Annotated in this window: 13 protein-coding genes; 9 read left to right on the top strand and 4 right to left on the bottom strand. The window is 44.6% G+C overall.

Annotated features, from left to right (window positions below; translation table 11 throughout):
- Positions 1 to 97 precede the first annotated feature (97 nt).
- Entirely contained in the window at positions 98 to 3007 is a 2910-nt protein-coding gene (locus K0625_RS11620; protein ID WP_220109851.1) for a TonB-dependent receptor domain-containing protein, read from the bottom strand.
- A gap of 454 nt (positions 3008 to 3461) precedes the next feature.
- Here K0625_RS11620 and K0625_RS11615 point away from each other — a divergent pair, with 454 nt between their 5' ends.
- The 6 genes from K0625_RS11615 (at position 3462) to K0625_RS11590 (ending at position 10144) form a co-directional block, all read left to right on the top strand.
- A complete protein-coding gene (locus K0625_RS11615; RefSeq protein ID WP_220109850.1) occupies positions 3462 to 4265 on the top strand; it encodes an outer membrane lipoprotein-sorting protein in 804 nt (267 codons plus the stop codon).
- Between the two features lie 237 nt (positions 4266 to 4502).
- Entirely contained in the window at positions 4503 to 5738 is a 1236-nt protein-coding gene (locus K0625_RS11610) for an ABC transporter permease (protein ID WP_220109849.1), read from the top strand.
- Positions 5731 to 7017, top strand: a complete 1287-nt coding sequence (locus tag K0625_RS11605) for an ABC transporter permease (RefSeq protein ID WP_220109848.1) — start codon at positions 5731 to 5733, stop codon at positions 7015 to 7017. The genes K0625_RS11610 and K0625_RS11605 overlap by 8 nt, the downstream gene beginning before the upstream one ends.
- An 89-nt stretch (positions 7018 to 7106) precedes the next feature.
- Positions 7107 to 7790: an ABC transporter ATP-binding protein gene (locus tag K0625_RS11600; protein WP_220109847.1), complete on the top strand. Its 684-nt coding sequence runs from the start codon at positions 7107 to 7109 to the stop codon at positions 7788 to 7790.
- Positions 7787 to 9079: a hypothetical protein gene (locus K0625_RS11595; protein ID WP_220109846.1), complete on the top strand. Its 1293-nt coding sequence runs from the start codon at positions 7787 to 7789 to the stop codon at positions 9077 to 9079. The genes K0625_RS11600 and K0625_RS11595 overlap by 4 nt, the downstream gene beginning before the upstream one ends.
- Positions 9080 to 9193: 114 nt before the next feature.
- Positions 9194 to 10144, top strand: coding sequence for a M14 family metallopeptidase (locus tag K0625_RS11590; RefSeq protein ID WP_220109845.1), 951 nt, complete (start codon positions 9194 to 9196; stop codon positions 10142 to 10144).
- Positions 10145 to 10201: 57 nt separating this feature from the next.
- Here K0625_RS11590 and K0625_RS11585 read toward each other — a convergent pair whose 3' ends face one another.
- A complete protein-coding gene (locus tag K0625_RS11585) occupies positions 10202 to 12463 on the bottom strand; it encodes a TonB-dependent receptor (RefSeq protein WP_220109844.1) in 2262 nt (753 codons plus the stop codon).
- 223 nt (positions 12464 to 12686) lie between these two features.
- On the opposite strand from K0625_RS11585, the gene K0625_RS11580 reads away from it, so the two are divergent.
- Positions 12687 to 13706, top strand: coding sequence for a LacI family DNA-binding transcriptional regulator (locus K0625_RS11580; RefSeq protein WP_220109843.1), 1020 nt, complete (start codon positions 12687 to 12689; stop codon positions 13704 to 13706).
- Here the strand turns inward: K0625_RS11580 and pgmB are convergent.
- Positions 13636 to 14337 carry a beta-phosphoglucomutase gene (gene pgmB, locus K0625_RS11575; RefSeq protein ID WP_220109842.1) on the bottom strand — a complete coding sequence of 234 codons (702 nt, stop codon included), beginning with the start codon at positions 14335 to 14337 and terminating at the stop codon, positions 13636 to 13638. The two genes, K0625_RS11580 and pgmB, sit on opposite strands and share 71 nt — an antisense overlap.
- A 12-nt stretch (positions 14338 to 14349) precedes the next feature.
- On the bottom strand, positions 14350 to 16716 hold the full coding sequence (locus K0625_RS11570; protein ID WP_220109841.1) for a glycoside hydrolase family 65 protein: 2367 nt from the start codon (positions 16714 to 16716) through the stop codon (positions 14350 to 14352).
- A gap of 228 nt (positions 16717 to 16944) precedes the next feature.
- Here K0625_RS11570 and K0625_RS11565 point away from each other — a divergent pair, with 228 nt between their 5' ends.
- Both K0625_RS11565 and K0625_RS11560 read left to right on the top strand, forming a co-directional pair.
- Positions 16945 to 18192 (top strand): MFS transporter, encoded by a 1248-nt coding sequence (locus K0625_RS11565; RefSeq protein WP_220109840.1) that lies wholly within the window; start codon positions 16945 to 16947, stop codon positions 18190 to 18192.
- An 87-nt stretch (positions 18193 to 18279) separates the two neighbouring features.
- Positions 18280 to 19698 (top strand): leucine-rich repeat-containing protein kinase family protein, encoded by a 1419-nt coding sequence (locus K0625_RS11560; RefSeq protein ID WP_220109839.1) that lies wholly within the window; start codon positions 18280 to 18282, stop codon positions 19696 to 19698.
- Positions 19699 to 19728 lie beyond the last annotated feature (30 nt).

Below are 19728 nucleotides of genomic sequence, written 5' to 3'. Positions count from 1 at the left end.
AAGTTGTGAACTTAAGAGGTTAACCTTATCAAATCATATTAGAAAAAATGCAGCCTCAATATGAGGCTGCATCTACTTTGCATAAGACTGATTGGTATTACATGGATACCTTAATGCCGATAAAGGCTTTACGGCCAACAAGGTCATAAAGGGCGTCATTGGTGTATCCAGGTGGTAAGGTATCAAACAGATTACGCACACCGCCATTAATCATTACGTTATCGGTGATATGGTACGTAGCTGTTAGATCATGAGTTGTCATCGAGCTGATATAACCTGGTTCTAGATCTTCAGGAGACCCCCCGTTTACCGAGACATCATAGGTCACGACTCTATCTATATAACGTGTAGCCCAACTAAGATTTAAGTCTTCAAGCTGGTAATCGATAGCTAAACGAAACTGTAGCTCAGGATCTCCCACTTCTCCTTTTTCATCATTGATCTCATCTGGACGGTTTTGGAACTCGAGGCGCTCTAGTTCGAGTAATTGGTTACCCAGTAAGTTAAACTTTAGCTCTCCAGGAAGGCTAAATGTTGCCAGATCAAAATTGTAAGCGGCTTGAAACTCTAAACCACGAGTATTGAGGGCTGCAGCATTTAAGAATCCAGAGCGAACTAGGCTCACATCGTGAGTTATTGGATCACGGTCGACAGCAGAGCAGAAAGCATCATCGGGGCCGCCTGTGGCATCGACACAGTTGTCTGCAATACTCTGAGCCGTTACCTCAATAATCGCATCTTCAATTTCAATATCATAGTAATCAAGCGTAAAGGATAGATCATCGACAAAGGTCGGTGTCCAAACGAGACCGCCAGTAAATGAAGTTGAAGTTTCAGCCTTTAATTCTGAATTACCACCGGAGATGATATCAACACTGACGTTATCATTTGCCTGAAATCCTGATGGAATACCTAGTGCAGCACAGTTTGCTACGCGATCTGGATCATCGTTGATATTGTCTGCGTCGCAGGGATCTGATACGCGACCAAAGCCTGGAGAGCGAGGACTAAATGCCTCTGATATGTTGGGGGCGCGAACGGCTGAACCATAGGTGCCGCGTACACTGACCTGCTCAATTGGGGCATAGAACATGCCTACTTTCCAGGCCTCAGCTTTACCTGCATGGGAGTAATCAGCTGTGCGGTAAGCACCGTCTACAGTTAACTCGTGAGCAAAGGCAAGATCTTTTATCAGTGGGACATTCACCTCAACAAAGTACTCGGTGACATCATATTCACCAAAAGAGTCAGGGGTTGCTGCGTTTGTTAAAAAGCCTGCTTTGGTGAATTCATCGGTAATTGAAGCTGAGGTCTCTTCACGGTACTCAAAACCGACAACCATGGCAAGAGGTCCACCTTGTAGCTCAAGAAACTCCTCAGAATCTCCTGAAATCGTGCCGCCAATGACCTGTTGAGTGATCTTATCTTCACGGGTGACATCTGCAGAGATCCAGTCTCGTGCTTCCTCTGAAGACTGGCCTAAACCGAAGGGGTTATAGGCAACACAGTCACTGCCATTGACTGAAGCTGGATCGGTATAATCATCCCCTTGAGCAGTCGGTACTTGGCTTCGGCAAGCTGCTAAACCTGTTTCAGGGTCAATGACAGAATCGAGTGCCGCGACAAAATTATCAGGGATGAGGTCATTTAAGGTTTTACGTTCGTTACTGGTTTCACCGTAGATATAATAGAGATCGTAATCTAGAGTGGTTTCACTTAAGTCAAAGCCACCTTTAAAGCCACCAACGTAGCGAAATAGCTCTCGAGTGTTCGAGGCTGAGCGGTTGCCTAGCTCATCAAAAAACTTGGCGAATACGGCAGTTTCTTGGCCTGCGTCTTGTAAAGTCGTTCTTAAGCCTTTATCTAAAAAAGCATTGTCATTTACGTTAACACTGACATTGCCGAAGCGAAATGAGGGCTGGAACTGCTGCTTAATATCAGATCTTACAAACTTAAATTCGCTATACAGTTCGATATTATGGTTTAGGTCAAAATTGAGCGAAGAGGATACAGTGACTCTTTCTACGCCGGGAATGTAGTTTTCATAGGATTCGCCGTCAAAACAGGTGTCACAACCGTCGGGAAATGAGCCGAAAGCAAAGCTATTGGTACCAACGCGCTCTACCTGCCTCAATGGATTTCCTGCGTTATCAAATACCCAGCGCCCAGCAGGCCCACCAAAAGCATTAATTACCCCTGTACTGCTGATAAGCTCAGAATAGACCTTAGGCACTCTTAGTCTATCTGGGATCCCGTCGGTTTCTGTTTCACTATCTGGGTTAATGATGGTTCCCCAGCCGTCAAATTGGCGTATATCTCTCGATAACACCTCTTTAGTGCGATCGTAACCAGCAAAGAAGGTGATATTACCGCGTCCATCAGCGATGCTGGCTCCACCAAGAATATCAAATGAGTGTTCCTGGGTACCAACACTCTCGGTTGAACCTGCGGTGCGAGCATTAAACTCAAAACCCTCATAGTTGTCTTTTAGAATGATGTTAATAACGCCTGATACAGCGTCAGAGCCATAGATTGCTGATGCCCCGCCTGTCACTATTTCAACCCGTGAGATCAGGCTGGCAGGAATGGTCGATAGATCAACCTGTGATGAGCCTGGCTCGCCAGCAACATGACGTTTACCGTTTACAAGCACTAAGGTTCTATTTGCGCCTAATCGACGTAGATCCGCCGAGCTTATTCCTGCACTTTCATTACTGTTGTTATTGCCAATAATGGTATTGGTAGCGCCAATGGCAGGTAGCTCAGCGAGTATACTGCCTAGATCTGAGTTACCAAATTTAGCCAGCTCTTCTGAGTCCAGTGTGACAATTGGAGCGGGTTGTGTGAGTTCAGCTTTTGCAATTCGAGATCCCGTGACCGCAATTTTCTCTATGTTATCGCCATTCTCATCGTTTTTCTCTGCAAAAACAGGTATTGCAAGTGAGGTAACGAGACTCACGGAGATAGCCAATCGAATCGATCGGGTTAATTTGGAGTTTGGAAACATTTTTCTCTCCCTAAAACAATCTGTTGAGGTGCCGTTTAGGTTTGTAGTCTTTTTGATACAGCACCGGAAACGTAAAAATGCCATAAAATATTCACGTAAATGTCACGCTTATTGCCCAAAGAGTTCACAAATCGGAGTTGGCGGTGTGATAAAGATGTTTGTTATCTGGGAGTGGCGTTTTTAACGCCATATTTGTTACATTTGAATTTGAGTTAAATAGACTTTTCTTTGGCTAAACAATCCTATGGGCAGAGCGCTGAGTTTTGGATCTGGAGCTCTATAATATGCCTGATATTGGGCTGTTTGCATTTAGCCGGACTCAAACAGCAATGGGCTAATTTGTGAACTTTAGTTTTGGGGGAGTAAACTCTGTTCATCACTGTTTCGCTTTTTTCTCAATCGTTTATAGTGGTGAGTGATTGTTATTTACTCGTAATTCAGGACGGAGCGACGGATGAGAATGAGCTTATTGAACTACGTTAAACTGACTCTGAGTTTTGCGATTTTTTTGCCTGTTCTCTCAATGGCAGCGGTGACAAAGACAGATGTAGGGCCAGAGCTAGAGACAAGGTCAGCCAAAGAGATAGTGGCTCTGTCTGATAAACAGATGCGTGGTGAGTCTAGTTATACCGTGGCAACCATGAACATTATTCGCCCTGATTGGACTCGCTCCATGAGTATGAAGAGCTGGACAAAAGGGCAAGACTTGTCGCTTGTGCTGGTGACAGCGCCTGCAAAAAATAAAGGCAGCGCTTCACTTAAACGCAAGAAAGAGATGTGGAACTGGATCCCCTCTATTGAGCGTGTCATCAAAATCGCTCCCTCTATGCTCAGTCAATCTTGGATGGGCTCTGATTTTACTAATGACGACCTTATTAATCAGTCATCTATCGTGGTTGACTATACCCATACCTTAGTTAAAGAGGAGATGGTTGATGGTGACAATAGCTATGTGATTGATGCCTTCTCTAAAGAGGATGCGCCCGTGGTGTGGAGTAAGGTTCGATTGTGGATCTCAACGAAGAGTTACCTGCAAAGAAGAGTCGAGTTCTATGATGAGTCCGATGCCTTGATAAATACCATGGAAACATTCGATGTTAAGCAGCTTGGTGGCCGTTTAATTGCTACCCGTATGACTATGGTGCCAGCGGAAAAACCTGGCAATAAAACCGAGATGATCACCCATGAAGCCCAGTTCGATTTTGAGCTAGGCGATGATTTTTTCTCTCAGCAGCAGATGAGGGCCTTAAGGGATTAAGAGCAGGGTGTCACTTGGTGACTTCGAGGGCGCTGCGCTTCTAGGATCGGCCTACGGCCTCCTAGGTTCTAGGAAAAACAAAGAATGGAGTTTACTGCGTTGCTCTGGCTCTTTCTTTTGACGTTATAGAATCTAGCAGCGAAGCATTCTAGCCGTGAGCTTGCGAACGACCTAGCGTACTGAGTCTAGAGCCTAGAAACAAGTGAAGTGACTAAGTTAAATGCGTAAGGACAATCTATGTTATTCAAGTTGGCGTGGCGTAATCTCTGGCGGCAGAAACGGCGCACTTTGTTAACCGCTTTAGCTCTCTCTCTGGCTTTGTTCCTGTCGCTGTTTATGCGCAGTATGCAGGAGGGAAGTTATGAGAATAACATTGATAATAGTGCCCGCTTTTCAACTGGTTTGCTGCAGCTGCAAAATCCTGAGTTTAGTGAGAGCCAAAGCATTGAAGACCTGTTGCCAGGGACAACTGATTTTATTACCCCTGTCACCGCTCCTCCTCTTAGCCCCCATATCACACACCACCTGCCAAGAATTGAATCCTTTGCGCTGGCATCTGCCAGTGAACGTGCTAAGGGGGTGATGGTATTTGGTGTTGAGCCTGAACGTGAAAACAGTTACTCAGGTATTGCCGATAAATTGATTGCTGGTGAGTTTATCGACGCCGATGATAAACAGGTGCTGGTGGGAGAGGGGCTGGCACGATTTTTATCAATCAAGCTCGGTGATGAGTTAGTGCTCTATGGTCAAGGGTACCGAGGTCAGACTGCTGCTGGTTTATATAAGGTAAAAGGCATTATCCATTTTCCACTGGCCGCCATGGATAACCAACTGGTTTATATGCCGATTAAGCTTGCTCAAACTCTCTATTCAACCGGAGAACAGGTAACCTCTTGGGTACTTCACACCGACTCACTCGACATGGTCGCTGAGGTTAAATCTGAGCTTGTTCAGGCCTTTGGTAGCAAGGTGAATGTACGAGACTGGCAACAACTTTCCCCTGAGATGGCGCAGCAAATTGCCATGGATAAAGCCGGCGGTGTCTTTATGATGTATCTGCTCTATGGCGTGGTGGGTTTTGGTCTGTTTGCTACGATTCTAATGATGACTTTAGAGCGGCAACGAGAGTTTGGCGTCATGCTCGCCACTGGGCTGTTACGACGCAAGTTATTGGGGTTGATCGCCATTGAGTCTGGGTTTATCGCCCTGATTGGTGTCTTGATAGGCTTAATTATCACCCTGCCTGTGGTTACCTATTTTCATTATCATCCCATTCAACTGACTGGTGAGACCGCACAGTTGATGCTCGAGATGGGCTGGGAGCCCATAATCCCTATGATGTTGTCCTTTAGCTTGGTATTCGATCAAGTCAAAATCGTGTTGGGGCTGATGTTTATCTGCCTGCTCTATCCTCTGTGGCGTGCTTACCGTATCGATCTGGTGTCAGCATTAAAAGGAGATAGCTATGGGTAATAACAGCCAAGTTGCCAGAAAAAAGGCGATGACAGCTCAGATAGTGAAGCTGGCTTGGCGTAATTTGTGGCGCAATAAAATCCGCACAGGGATCATGCTTGCTTCTATGGTATTTGGTTTGATGGGTGTAGTCACCATGATGGGGTTCCTGTCAGGTATGTACGTCAGCATGATAGACAATGCTATCGCTTGGCAAACCAGCCATGTTCAGGTGCAAAACAAACGCTACCTTGAGGATCCCGATATCAATGAGGTGATTGTTAACCCCGCTGCGCTCTACTCTGAACTTGATCGTTTACCGCAAGTGAGTGCCTATTCGGCGCGAGTGGTCGCTGATGGCATGGTCGCCTCAGCTAGAGCGAATCGGGGCATACGGATAAATGGCGTCAATGTTACTGATGAGGCTGCAGTCACCCCTATCGCAGCGCATATTGAGCAGGGGACTTGGTTACCAGAAACCGGACGTTACCCGGTTGTGGTCTCTCAAAAGACCGCGGAGCGATTGCGATTGTCCTTAGGCTCTAAAGTGGTGCTGACCTTCAGTGATGTGAATAAGGATGTGACTGGCGCAGCATTTCGGGTCAGAGGGATCTATCGCTCTCCATCGAGCAGTTTTGATGATGCGAACCTGTATGTCAGGCAGCAGGAGTTAAGTAAACTCGCTGGCGTCGAAGGTGTCCATGAGATCGCTGTTTTACTCGATGCTAGCCAAAGCGGTGATAGCTTTGATAACCAAGGTGCAGAGCTGGTGGCGCAGGCGCTGATGAAGGTGAGCTCAACACAAAACCAGATCCGAGATTGGCAACAAGTTCAGCCTATGCTCGCGACCATCATTTCACAAATGGGGGTGAGTAACGGCGTTATCTTACTTATCTTCGTGACAGCCATGGGCTTTGGCATCATCAATATCATGCTGATGTCGGTGTTTGAACGTACCCGTGAGTTCGGCGTTTTGATGGCGGTTGGCATGGTAAAGAGTAAAGTGTTTCTTCTTATCTTGCTCGAATCTTGCTTACTGGGAGTGACAGGAGCAGCGCTTGGGTTACTCGGCAGTTTTGCAGTAATAGCCCTGTTAGGCCAGACGGGGATCCCCCTAGGCAGTATGTCTGAAGGATTAGGTGCTTTTGGCGTCGATACCACGCTTTATCCTGTGTTGAAAACAGGTGAATATTTCGGGGTCTTTTTAATAGTGGTGGTGGCCAGCATGCTTGCCTCTTTGTATCCCGCTAGGCAAATTTTAAAGCTGCGACCAGTGGATGCTATGTCTCATAAGCACTAGCTTCATAAACACTAGTCTCATAAGCACTAGCCGTATAAGCATTAGCGACAGCTATTTTAAATTTGGATAATCAGCAGAGAAGTTAATTGATGAGTATTGAAATAAGTCAGTTAAGTAAAACTTATAACCAAGAGAGTGACTTTCCTGTGCATGCGGTTAAGTCTCTTGATCTTACTATAGAGCAGGGAGAGTTTGTGGCTGTGATGGGGCCATCTGGCTCAGGGAAAACTACCTTGCTAAATATGATAGGCGGTATCGACACTCCCACATCAGGCAGTGTGCTTATCGACAGTGAGAATATTTGCGAGCTGGATGACAAGGCGCTGATCGCTTTTAGGCGGGATCACGTGGGTTTTATATTTCAGGACTATAGCTTACTGCCAGTGTTAACAGCACTGGAAAATGTTGAGTTTGTGATGCAGCTGCAGGGACTTAGCGAGAAGGTGTGTCGAGCGCGAGCTAGTGAGTTATTAACTATGGTCGGACTGGGTGAGCAGATGCACAAGGTGCCCTCTAAACTCTCTGGTGGTCAGCAGCAAAGAGTGGCGGTTGCTAGAGCGCTTGCTCCACGTCCGCGCTTTGTGATGGCTGATGAGCCGACAGCAAATCTGGATGCAAAAAGTACGTCTGAACTGCTGGATATTATGCAGAGTCTTAACGAGAAGGAGGGCACGACCTTTATCTTCTCAACCCATGATCAAAGGGTGATAAAGCGAGCCAAAAGGGTGATTGTATTTGAGGATGGTAAGCTGACAGAGGATAAACAGCAGTGAAGCGAGCCTGCAGGCTATTGACTGCTTTACCTTGGTTGCTCTTAGCACTTATATCTTGGCAGCCTATTGTCTTAGCGGCGCCTATCCCTGGTCTTGAGCCCACTAAGTCGTGGGATCTCGACGGTTATGTTAAATATATGGGGGCAGTGACTTCTTTTGATTCAAGCTCTGACACTCTTGATCATCTTCTGCACCAAAGGTTTAATTTTGAGTATCGATTTGATCGTCAGTTGAGCATTAAGGTGTCGATGCGTAACCGGGTATTTTATGGCGATAGGGCTGATATACCCGGTTATGGGAATGCCATTGGCGAGGATTCTGGTTACTGGGATCTAACATCCACTTGGCTCGACAGCGGTGGTTTGGTGGGAAATACTCAGTTTGACCGAGCTTATCTTGATTGGAAACCCAGCGAGTTTGACGGGGGAAATTGGCAAGTTCGTGCAGGGCGTTTTAGAATCAACTGGGCAATGAGTACGCTTTGGAATCCTAATGATATCTTTAATGCCTACTCTATTTATGACATCGATTATGAAGAGCGTAGCGGTGTCGATGCTCTATTAGTAAGTCGCAAGCTTGGATTTGCCAGCGGCTTGGACTTTGTCTATAACCCCAATTCAGAGGGTGAACTGAGCAGTTACGCTATGCGTTATCTCACTAACTATCAGGGGTGGGATCTGCAGGGAGTGATTGGTAAATCAGGTTTTGATCATGTGATAGGTGCAGGCTTTGCTGGTGAGCTGTTTGGTGCTGGTTTTAGGGGGGAGTTTAGTTATTTCGATCCTCAATATGAGCGTTGGCCTATCGAGAGAGTCGTTGTGGATACTGAAGGTACAAGCTCTCCAGTCTCGATGAACATGTTAGTTCCCCAAAGATTAGCCCCACAAACATTAAGCTCTACCAGCGTCTCCACACTTGAGATGGATTATAGCTTTAGTAGCGTAAGAAACTGGATGGTGCGTGGCTCAATCTTGTATATCTCTAATCCTACAGAGTCAGATAGTGCGCTGCTGTATCTGAATCTGCCTTTGACGGCGAGAACCTTAAGCTTTAGTCGATGGACCAGCTATCTGGATGTGAGCTTTGATATTTCAGCATTAAATAGAGTCACTTTCAGCAGCAGTTACTATGATGATGGCTCCTACTTTGTTGGGGCAAGCACGATTCATTCATTGGCGAACAACTGGAGTCTTTTACTGGTGTTGCAGCGATTCGATGGTAGTAGCAGTAGTTTATTTGGTCAGACTCCATCAAGTTTAGGCTCTGTGCAGCTTAAATGGAGCTTTTAAGTTTTTAATATCAGTTTACTTAAATCACTTTAGTTGCACTCACCTCTGTCGGTGTTTATCCTGCTGGCTAATACCAATTCAAATAACAAAAATGATAACTAAAGGGTTCAGAATATGAGTCAGTCAGATGTGTACTCCATCGGTAAAATAGGGCAGAAGTGGGGGGCTGAAGAGCGATTAGCGTGGCGTAACTTACAGAGCGTTAAACGCTCTTACCAAGATGATGTAGTGAGTAAAATTTTACCACTTAAGGCCCATTTTGAGGTCGAGCAGTATGGTGCACTCTCCTATGATGTTGAGACATATCCTCTGTTTGTGGTTAAGAGCCGTGATTGGGATAACAACAAACCAACGGTACTGGTTTCTGGCGGTGTACATGGCTATGAAACCAGCGGCGTTCATGGTGCGCTGCGTTTCTTAGAGACTAAAGCGCTAGGTTACAGTGACAAGTTTAATCTGGTCGTTGCGCCATGCGTTAGCCCTTGGGGTTATGAGACCATTAACCGCTGGAATCCCAATGCGGTGGATCCTAATCGCTCATTTTATGCAGGTTCACCTGCAGAAGAGTCAGCCGGTTTGATGGCCATGGTCGCATCACTGGGCCAGAGCTTGGACAATAGCTCAGGTAAGCGCTTGATGGCGCATATCGATCTCCATGAAACCACAGATACCGATAACTCTGAATTCAGACCTGCTTTAGCGGCCAGAGATGCTGTCGTCCATGATAACTGGAATATTCCCGATGGTTTCTATCTGGTGGGTGACAGTGAAAACCCAGTTGATGAGTTTCAAACGGCAATCATCAAAGCGGTTGAGAAGGTGACTCATATTGCGCCGCCAGATGAGGATGGCAGATTAATTGGTGTGCCATTTTCACAAAAAGGGGTGATCAACTACGCAACTAAGGCGCTGAGTCTCTGCACCGGTTTTAGTGATGCCTGCTACAACACCACCACTGAGGTGTATCCAGATAGTCCACATTCTAATGACGAGAACTGTATTCTTGCCCAAGTGGAAGCGATAACCAGCGGTCTGGATTTTATTATTCAGGACAGAGGGCTTTAGGCTTTCTTTATAAAAAAACGCAGCGTAAAGCTGCGTTTTGTTTATTTTGATAGCAGATTAGAATGCATAACTCAGGCTTAAATCAATGGACCTAGGCAGGATGTAGCGCCCATTTGATGAGATAGAACTTCTAGGATCGCCCTCTGTTAACCCCTCTTCATCGGTTAAGTTGCTAACGGCTAACTGTACTTGAACTTCGTCAGTGAAGTTAAACAGCACTCCTAGGTCAACTTTTTCGTAACCATCCAAAGTCACTGTGTTTTCATTGTTTGCATAGCGATCTCCTACGGCAGATATCGTGCCATATAGGGTTGCGTACATTCCATTGTCTAACTCTATGTCATAGCTTGGAGTGACGCGAACCTGCCAACCTGGTTGTCTCTGGGCTTCGTTACCTTCGTTGGTTGGGCTTTCTGTGATTTCAGTTTCCTGAATGGTCGAATTCAAGTTGACAGAGAAGCCGTTATCATTGAAGTAGTTAAAGTCGATCTCTATACCGTAGGCTTCATTGGTGAGAATCTCCCCTGGCGCGCCGGGTTGGCGAACGAAGGTATCGCCTTTCACCTCATTCATAAATAGGGTGGCGAAGAGTTCGAAGTCGTCATCAACCAGTTTATAACCTAGCTCATATTGGCTGACCTCTTTGATCAGATCTTCACCACTTTCATAGGCACCAAAATTATCTCTGAAGTCGTCGAAATAGGGCATTTTACTGCCATCGTTGATGCGAGCAAACACGCCCATCTGATCGGCAAACATCCAGTTTGCTCCTACGGTCCAAGCTGTGCTTGATTCATCATAGGAGACGGCTTTAGTGATTTTGCCATCTAAGCCTTCATCAACTGTGTACTCTATTTGATGATTCTCCCCTCTAAGGCCTGCATCTATGGTTAAGTCGTCAGAGATATCATAGGAGATAGCGGTATAAAGCGCTTGGGTGGTACCTTCACCTATGCTGTTGATATCATAGTTCCAGCCGCAACTGTCCTGATTATCATTACAGTCGATACCTGTGAGCATCTCACCGCCAGATTCAACCACATGGTAAGCTTGATTACCTAGCGCCCACCAGTCTTTCGCCTTGAAAGTTGAGTTGTAATAACCTGCTGTGACTGACACCTCATCGAAGGTCTTAGTTAAGATAAAGTCATTGGTGAAGGACTCAATCTGCTTTTTAACAACCCAGCGACCAATCTGTTGAACCATAGTGGAACCCGCATACTCTGTGCCTGTGACAGCACCGGTCGCGGTACTGCCGCTGTCGGCGACATTAGACAGTTGCGTTGGATCTCCATTAGGAACTAAACCATAGGTATCGGCATCCCCTTTGGTGTAGATAAAGCGGTCGACGAGATCCCAGCCGTTATCAAAACTTAAATCTATGCTTCCGCCTGTGACAGACCCGTTCCAACCTCTACCATCGCCAAAATCAAAGGCTTCACTTGTACTGTTAGGTCCATATTGGACAGTTGCTTGGCGGTTATTGGTGCCTATCTGTACATATTCATTATCGACTGTATCGACATTAAGCGGTGCAGGTAGATACCAGACACCATGATCATCTGTGATACGGGTATAGAGGTTTATCTTACCGTTATCGAGTTCTTTCGTAAGATTGATGGTAAATTGCTGGCCCTCTTCAGCATCGAAACCTGCATCTCGAACGCCTGGTGAGCTTTTAAAATATCCGCCTACCATGAAGTAAAGATCTTCAGCAAGACTTCCACTTAACACACCGTCGATCCGCTGCAGTCCGTAGTCTGAAGTGGAGTATTTGATTAAGCCTTCGGTATCATCACTTCCCTCCTTTAGCAGAAAGTTAGTGGTGAGACCGGGCTGGCCATTAGAGATAACGGGGTTAGGCCCCCCTCTAAGGGCTTCCATAAACTCTACGGTTTCATCGAGGCGAAATAGGGTTGAGTTTTCAAGAAAGGAGAGTGTTGAAGGGGGAAAAATAGGTGCACCTTGGAGTTGGACCGTAAGAAAAGGAGCATCGCCGCCACCGGGGAAACCTCGAACAAAAACATTAGCCCCAGATACTCCACCTGAGCTTTCTGCCCATACACCCGGTACCGCTTTAAACAGATCGGCGGTGCTTTTTGGGGACATCTTTTGAATATCTTCATCGGTGAAAGAGCTGATAGCAAAACTGGCTTCATCTTTTCTAATGGCTTTACCACTGAATGACCCAGTTACAACAATCTGTTCTATGTTCTCCTGAGCCTCAGCTTCGCTGCTTTCGGCAGCAAAACTTGTTTGAGCATAGCTACCGAGGCTAGCTAATATGGCAAGGTAAGTTAGCTTAAGTTGGAACTTCATCTAAGGTCTCCTTTAGCGCCAACATACATCATATTACTATTGGCTTATTTAGTTATAGTTGTTAATTCTGCGTTGTTCTTGTTAATTACCTGGTTTCTTTTCAACCAATATAGACAGGCTTGCAAACGATTGCAATTACTTTTTGCAATCGTTTGCATTTGATGCGAATAGGTAAGGCTGACTATCATTTTAAAACGTGGTGAGTTATGTAATAATTCTGGGCATGAATAAAAAAAGAGTAATGACTTTAGCCGATATCGCTCTTCTGGCTAATGTATCAAAATCAACAGCATCTAGAGCCCTGAGAAATAATCCGCTAATTAATAAAAACACCCGCGAGTTAGTGCAGGAGATTGCGCTAAAGCATAACTTTAAGGTGAATGCGACGGCGAGTAATCTTCGGACTCAAAAAACCAACACCATTGCTGTTGTTGTTATGTTTGATCAAAAGTCTGGTCAGGCAATTTCAGATCCATTTCTGATGGAAATTTTGGGAACAATAGCGGATGAGCTAACCCATTTTGGCTATGACATGTTGCTAACCACGACCAAGACTGCCACCCATGATTGGTACAGTTACTATTATGAGTCTAAGCGTGCGGATGGTTTGATTATTATTGGTCAAGGCGAGCACGATCAACGCATCGAAGCATTAATTTCGACGGATCTACCGTTTATCGTATGGGGCACCGAGATACATGAGAAAAACTATACAACCGTAGGCAGCGACAATCGAAAAGGCGGCTATCTCGCTGTCTCCCATCTGATTGAGCAAGGTTGTCGGCGGATCGCTTTTTTAGGTGACATTAATCATACGGAGGTTGAGCAGCGTTGGTTAGGTTATCAAGATGCGGTTGCTGAAGCGGGTTTAGTTGTCGAAGACAAGCTACAGATCAAAACTGACTTTACCTCGGTCGATGGTTATCAGAGTTTACGCGATCATTGCTTAAGTGATGATGTCCCAATCGATGGAGTGTTTGCAGTCAGTGATGCAATCGCATTGGGAGCGACTAAATATTTGTTTGAGCAAAATATCACTATCCCTAAGCAAGTTGCTGTGATCGGTTTCGATGATATATCGATGTCAGAATACTGCTCGCCGTCTCTATCGACGATTAGACAAAATACGGCGGCAGGGGGAAGGTTATTGGTCAAGCTTATGTTGGATAAACTTAACCATCTACCTGTGGACTCTCAACTTTTGAATGTTGAGATGATTCAAAGGCAGTCAAGCAGTCGCTAAGGTGTAAATTTAACAGGTCGAATGTAGTAAATATTTGATCTGCTTGATTTAGCGTGTTCTTGTCTCCAATGCCTACGGCATACATCTTCGCTGATTTAATTGCTGTGATCCCAGCAGCTGCATCTTCTATGCCCATACAGTTATGGGCATCAACACCTAAGCCAGCAGCGACAGATAAAAAGATATCGGGTGCGGGTTTGCTGTTTTTGACTGAGGCGGCATCGCCAATAAAATCGAATAAGGATTCAATGCCGAGCTTATTAAGCACTAAAGTCGCATTCTTGCTGGCTGATGCTAGGCCTATTTTTATCCCCCTTGCCTTAAGTGCTGTGAAGCAGGCTAATACTCCCTCAAATAAGTGTTGTGGCGTGATGGCGGCTATCAATGATAGATAATGTTTATTTTTCCTATCGAGTAGCTGGTTAAATGCCTGCTCGTCAATCGTCAAGTTGCCTTTGTTTAGAATATGCTGCAATGAGTTATGTCGGTCTACGCCTTTCAATTTTTCATTATCGTCTAGATTAAAGTCGACACCTAAATCCTGGGCAATCGATTGCCAGGCGATAAAATGAAACTCCGCGGTATCGGTGAGCACACCATCTAGGTCGAATATTACTGCTTGTAATGCCATGTTTAACTCCACTTATTCACTCTGCGCAACGGCAGGAATGAGCATCTCTTTTCTCGAATGTAAGCTATCGAGCCTGAATGTTTGGCTGTAATGTTTTAAGGTAAGTTCTGAGCCAGAAATAAGCCGATAGATAACTTTCTCCTTGGACATTTGAACCTCAAGTTGGCAGCCTCTAAGGGTTAATTTAAAACTCAAGCCCTGCCACTGTTTGGGAAGTTGAGGCGTGAAGCTGACATACTCCTCTCGCAAGCGTAATCCACTGAAACCATGGGTTATACACATCCATGAACCCGCCATGGCTGCCGTGTGCACCCCTTGCTCAGTGTTGTGATGTAGGTTTTTAATATCTGTTAACAGTGTCTCTTCGAAATAATCGAAAGCGGCAATAGGGTTACCCGTTTCGCTATATGCCAAGCTATGAGTGCAAGCTGATAGTGTGGAGTCATGGGTGGTAAGTGGCTCATAGAAATTCAGGTTATTTCTTTTGAGGTCAATATCCACATGATCATCTTGTAGAAAGTTTGCCAATATCACATCAGCTTGCTTTAACACTTGATGGCGGTAGATGGTCAATGGATGGAAGTGGAGCAGTAATGGATATTTGTCTTTTGGCGTATTGGTAAAGTCCCAGGCTTTTTTACTGAGAAAACTATCATCTTGGGGAGTTAGATTAAGCACTGTTTGGTGGGGGAGATAGAGAGTCTCTGAGATCTTTTTCCACAGTGCTATCTCATCTTTAGTTACAGCTAAGCGGCTTATTAGGCTGCTATATTTTTCACTATCGTTAGCTTGCAGTAAAGCTAATAGGTCACAGACAAAACTTAGATGTATTTTGGCCATGGCATTGGTGTAGTAGTTGTTATTGACCAGTGCTGTGTACTCATCAGGTCCTGTCACTGTATCGATGCAGAACTGATTGTCTCTTAAAGGATTAAAGTGTCCTAGGCTGGGCCATAATCTTGCCGTTTCAATAGCAAGTTCAGCGCCTTCTTGCCAGATAAACTCCCAGTCTTTGGTGGCACTGAAGTAGTGTTTCACCGCATAAGCTATGGCTGAGTTGATATGGTACTGGGCTGTTCCAGCTGGAAAGTATGATGAGCACTCTTCACCGCCTATGGTACGCCATGGAAAGAGGGCGGCATTAGAATGACCTAACTCTTGGGCTCTCTGTTTTGCTTGTGCTAAACCTGAATATCGATAGCTGAGAAGGCCTTTAGCGATATGGGGTTGAGTGTAGATAAAGTAAGGTGTGATATAGATCTCTGAGTCCCAAAAGTAGTGACCGTTATACCCTGGCCCTGTTAGGCCTTTCGCTGCTATGTTGCTCTTGCCATTTCGACCAGCAGACATAGTCAAATGAAGCATGTTTAACCGTATGGCTATTTGGTGCTCAGCCTCTCCAGTGATCTGAATATCACTGTTCTGCCAAAACTCCTCCATGATTGTTTGGTGCTGTTGTTGATGATGTCGGTAGCCTAGTAGAGCTGATCTGGACAGAACCTCTTTGAGCTGGTCACAGGTTTCAATGACAGAGCATTCGTGCTGAGAGCTTTCACTTTGGCTGCAATGAAATACGCTGTATTTGGTAAACTCAACTCCTGTGTCGGTCAGCATCAAATCAAATTGAGTTCCTAGTGAATTGGCCTCGTTTACTGCGCTAGACTCGATGGTCTGACTTTGATAGAACTCATGCCTATCTGCTGCTATCACTAAGCTTTTTGGTGAGTCTAGTTGGTGGATCCGATAGCTAAAATCGAGTGTTGATGCCGAGCTCATTAAGGTCAGTTGCTCTTGATTGGATAGATCGCCCACTCTAGGATCATCGTTGCTGTTCGAGTCTAGATGATTCGATGTAATGAAGGAGGTTATTGAGAGTTTTCCAGTAAAGTTAACCGGCTCTATTTGATAGTGGTTTAACATTAAGTCTTGCTGATGCTGACAAACTGTTCTGGTGATATTGAGCTTAATGGTTTTACCTTGCCTAGTGGCAAGTAGCAGAGACTCTTTAAGGTTTGCATGATAGATATTTAAGACTTTCTCACCTCTGCTGATAGGCTGAAAAATCTCTTCACCATTAGATATTTCAATCTGTTTGGTGTTTTCAACTTGCAGCATTTTATTATTGAATTTAGCGAACCCATAAGCTGTTTCGTCATATTCAATAGCCTCTTTTGTAAAGGCTCCATTAATATAAGAGCCCTCAATTTCAGCATCGGTAATTGGGCTTTTATAACCGCTAGTTCCTCGAGTTCCTATAAAGCCATTGCCTAAAGAGAGGAGGGTTTCAACGACACCCTCTCCCAAATGGGAAAGTTCATCTGAAGATAAAAGCCATTGTTTGCTCTTATTTAGCACGATTTCGTTCGAGAGAGTGTTCAATATTTATCTCATAATCCATGTTGCGATAACTGAATCATACTCATCTATTGTATTTTTGCAAACGATTGCAAAAATATTTTTTTACGCTAGTATGTTAATCAATTGATGGTGAGATGTTGGGTTTTAACTTGTTTGTATTGCCTATGATTACAGGGGCAATAGTTAAGAAAATTACCTTCTTATTGGTCTTATCAGTCTGAATTATAATAATATTAGTTTGAGGGTGTTATGAGTTCTTGGCGTATTAAGTTGTCGTTATTGTTAACCTATTTGGTGTTTGCTATTTTGCTCAATAGTGTTGGCGTTGTGATATTACAAGTTATTAATAACTATGAAGTAAGCAAATCTTCAGCCAGTGTTCTTGAAGGTTTTAAAGATCTTCCTATCGCAATAGTCTCCTTTTTTGTTGCTTCCTATCTTCCTCGCTTTGGTTATCGAAATGCCATTGTGCTTGGGCTGGCTATTGTGACCTTAGCCTGTATCGTGATGCCGTTAATTCCCAGTTTTGCTATGACAAAAATCCTATTTTTATCCGTAGGTGTTAGTTTCGCTTTGGTGAAAGTCTCTGTATACGCAACCGTAGGCTTAATCACCCATGATAGGCAATCTCATGCCGCTTTTCTCAATACTATTGAGGGCTTTTTCATGGTGGGAGTCTTGTCAGGATATTGGATATTTAGCCTATTTATCGATCCTGACAATACGAAATCAACACAGTGGCTACAGGTGTATTATTGGCTAGCCCTACTGTGTGCTTTCAATATACTGCTACTCCTATCCACCCCATTTAAGCAAAGTCGTCAGGTTGAAAGAAAAGACTCAGCTATCACAGAGTTTTTGGCAATGCTGAAACTAGTTAAACTACCTATGGTGTATGTTTTTGTCATTTCAGCATTTCTCTATGTACTTATAGAGCAAGGTATAGGGACTTGGCTGCCAACCTTTAATAATGAAATAATTCGCTTACCTACCGATATGAGTATTCAGGTTACTAGTATATTTGCAGCGTGCTTGGCTTTAGGCCGTCTTAGTGCAGGCGTTATTCTAAAGCGTATTCATTGGTATCTGTTATTGAATATATGCCTAATTGCAATGGCGGCCTTGGTTTTGTTGACCTTGCCTATGACAAATAATCTTGCACCAATTGCCAATAATGATTGGGGCAGTGTCCCTCTTGCCGCTTGGTTATTCCCCTGTATTGGTCTATTTATGGCGCCCATATACCCAGCAATAAACTCAGTAATTTTAAGTGCTCTACCTAAAGATAAGCATGCGGCTATGACAGGACTAATTGTACTTTTTTCAGCCTTAGGTGGCACCTGTGGCTCAATGCTAACAGGATATGTATTTGCTGTTTTTGATGGACAGACAGCTTTCTATCTCATCCTCATCCCTATCTTAATTATCATGATCACCTTAAGACTCTTGAAGGGAAATGTTCAACGCAGTGACACTGGCGAAGTGGTGACGTCATAAAGTATATGTATTAAGATGCCCGACCTCGAAAGCCTAAAGCTTACTTTGGGCTTTAAAATCATTAACGATTAATCAGGGCTAATCACTTTGCAGACTCTTGAACAACTTAAATCTGGGCAGCTAAAGGGGGCGACACGCCTACAACTTGCTGAAAACTTATCACTGTTTCCGACGGAAATTTTTGAACTTGCTGACAGCTTAGAGGTGCTAGATCTCTCTAATAATCAGCTTGATAGCTTGCCCGATGATTTTGGCTGTCTTAAAGAGCTTAAGATCTTATTCCTTTCCAATAACCATTTTACTCAGCTTCCAGGCGTGATTGCGAACTGCCCAAAGCTTGAGATGATTGGCTTTAAAGCCAATCAGATAGTGTCGGTTGCCGAAAATTCATTGCCTAAGCATACCCGCTGGCTTATTTTGACCGACAATAAGATAACGCACCTGCCCAACTCTATGGGCGATCTGTATCGCCTGCAAAAGTTGGCTCTAGCGGGTAACTGCTTGACTGCGCTGCCAGATACTATGGCCAATTGTCACAGCTTAGAGTTGGCTCGTTTATCGGCAAATCAATTCACCTCTCTGCCTGACTGGTTGTTTCAACTGCCAAAACTCTCTTGGTTGGCAGTGTCGGGGAACACATTAGCTACACAAGATAGACGCTTTGATGATAGCCAGAGCGAATGTGTGAGTACCACTCAGACTAACAAGAGTGTTGGCCATGTGAACTTGAGCGATATTGAGTTGGGTGAGCAGATAGGCGAGGGGGCATCTGGTGTTATCTATCGTGCCAGATGGTTAGTTCAACCTAAATGGTTGCTGGGTGAGTCTCTTGATATCGCGGTGAAACTTTTTAAAGGTGAGGTGACCAGCGATGGCTACCCAAGCGATGAGTTAGCTAACTGTTTACAGGCGGGTGAACATCAAAACCTGATTAAGGTGATTGCCCAGATAGATGATGGCGGTCAGCTTGGGTTAGTGATGGATCTTATACCTTCAACTTTTAGTAATTTAGGCTTGCCCCCCTCGTTAATTACCTGTACTCGAGACACGTTCCCTGCTGGTACCGAGTTTAGCTTAGCGACCATTATCAATGTGGGTAAGCAGATGGCTGACTCTATGAAACACCTGCATCACAATGGCGTTAGCCATGGGGATCTTTACGCTCACAATACGATGTTAAATACAGCTACGTTGTCAAAGAGCGGCACTACGCTGTTTGGTGACTTCGGCGCGGCTTCCAATTTACACTTGCTACCAAGCCTGCAAGCTGAGGCGATGGAAAGCATTGAGGTGCGCGCTTTTGGTTGTTTATTAGATGACATGCTAAATCAGGTTTCACAGCAAGTCAGTTGCATTGCTGATAAAGCGATATTTGATGAGCTTATTGAGTTAAGCCAAGCTTGTATGCAGACTCAACTTCCTATGCGTCCTCGTTTTAACGAGATAGGCTCAGCGCTGAAAGCCTTGCAATATAAAGTGCAAGGCTTAGCTGATGTAGCAATTTAGATATAACCCTTAGGGAAGTTTGAATAAAAG

It is taken from the genome of Shewanella nanhaiensis, assembly GCF_019457885.1.
GTDB lineage: Bacteria > Pseudomonadota > Gammaproteobacteria > Enterobacterales > Shewanellaceae > Shewanella > Shewanella nanhaiensis.
This window is presented reverse-complemented; position numbering and strand designations above follow the sequence as displayed.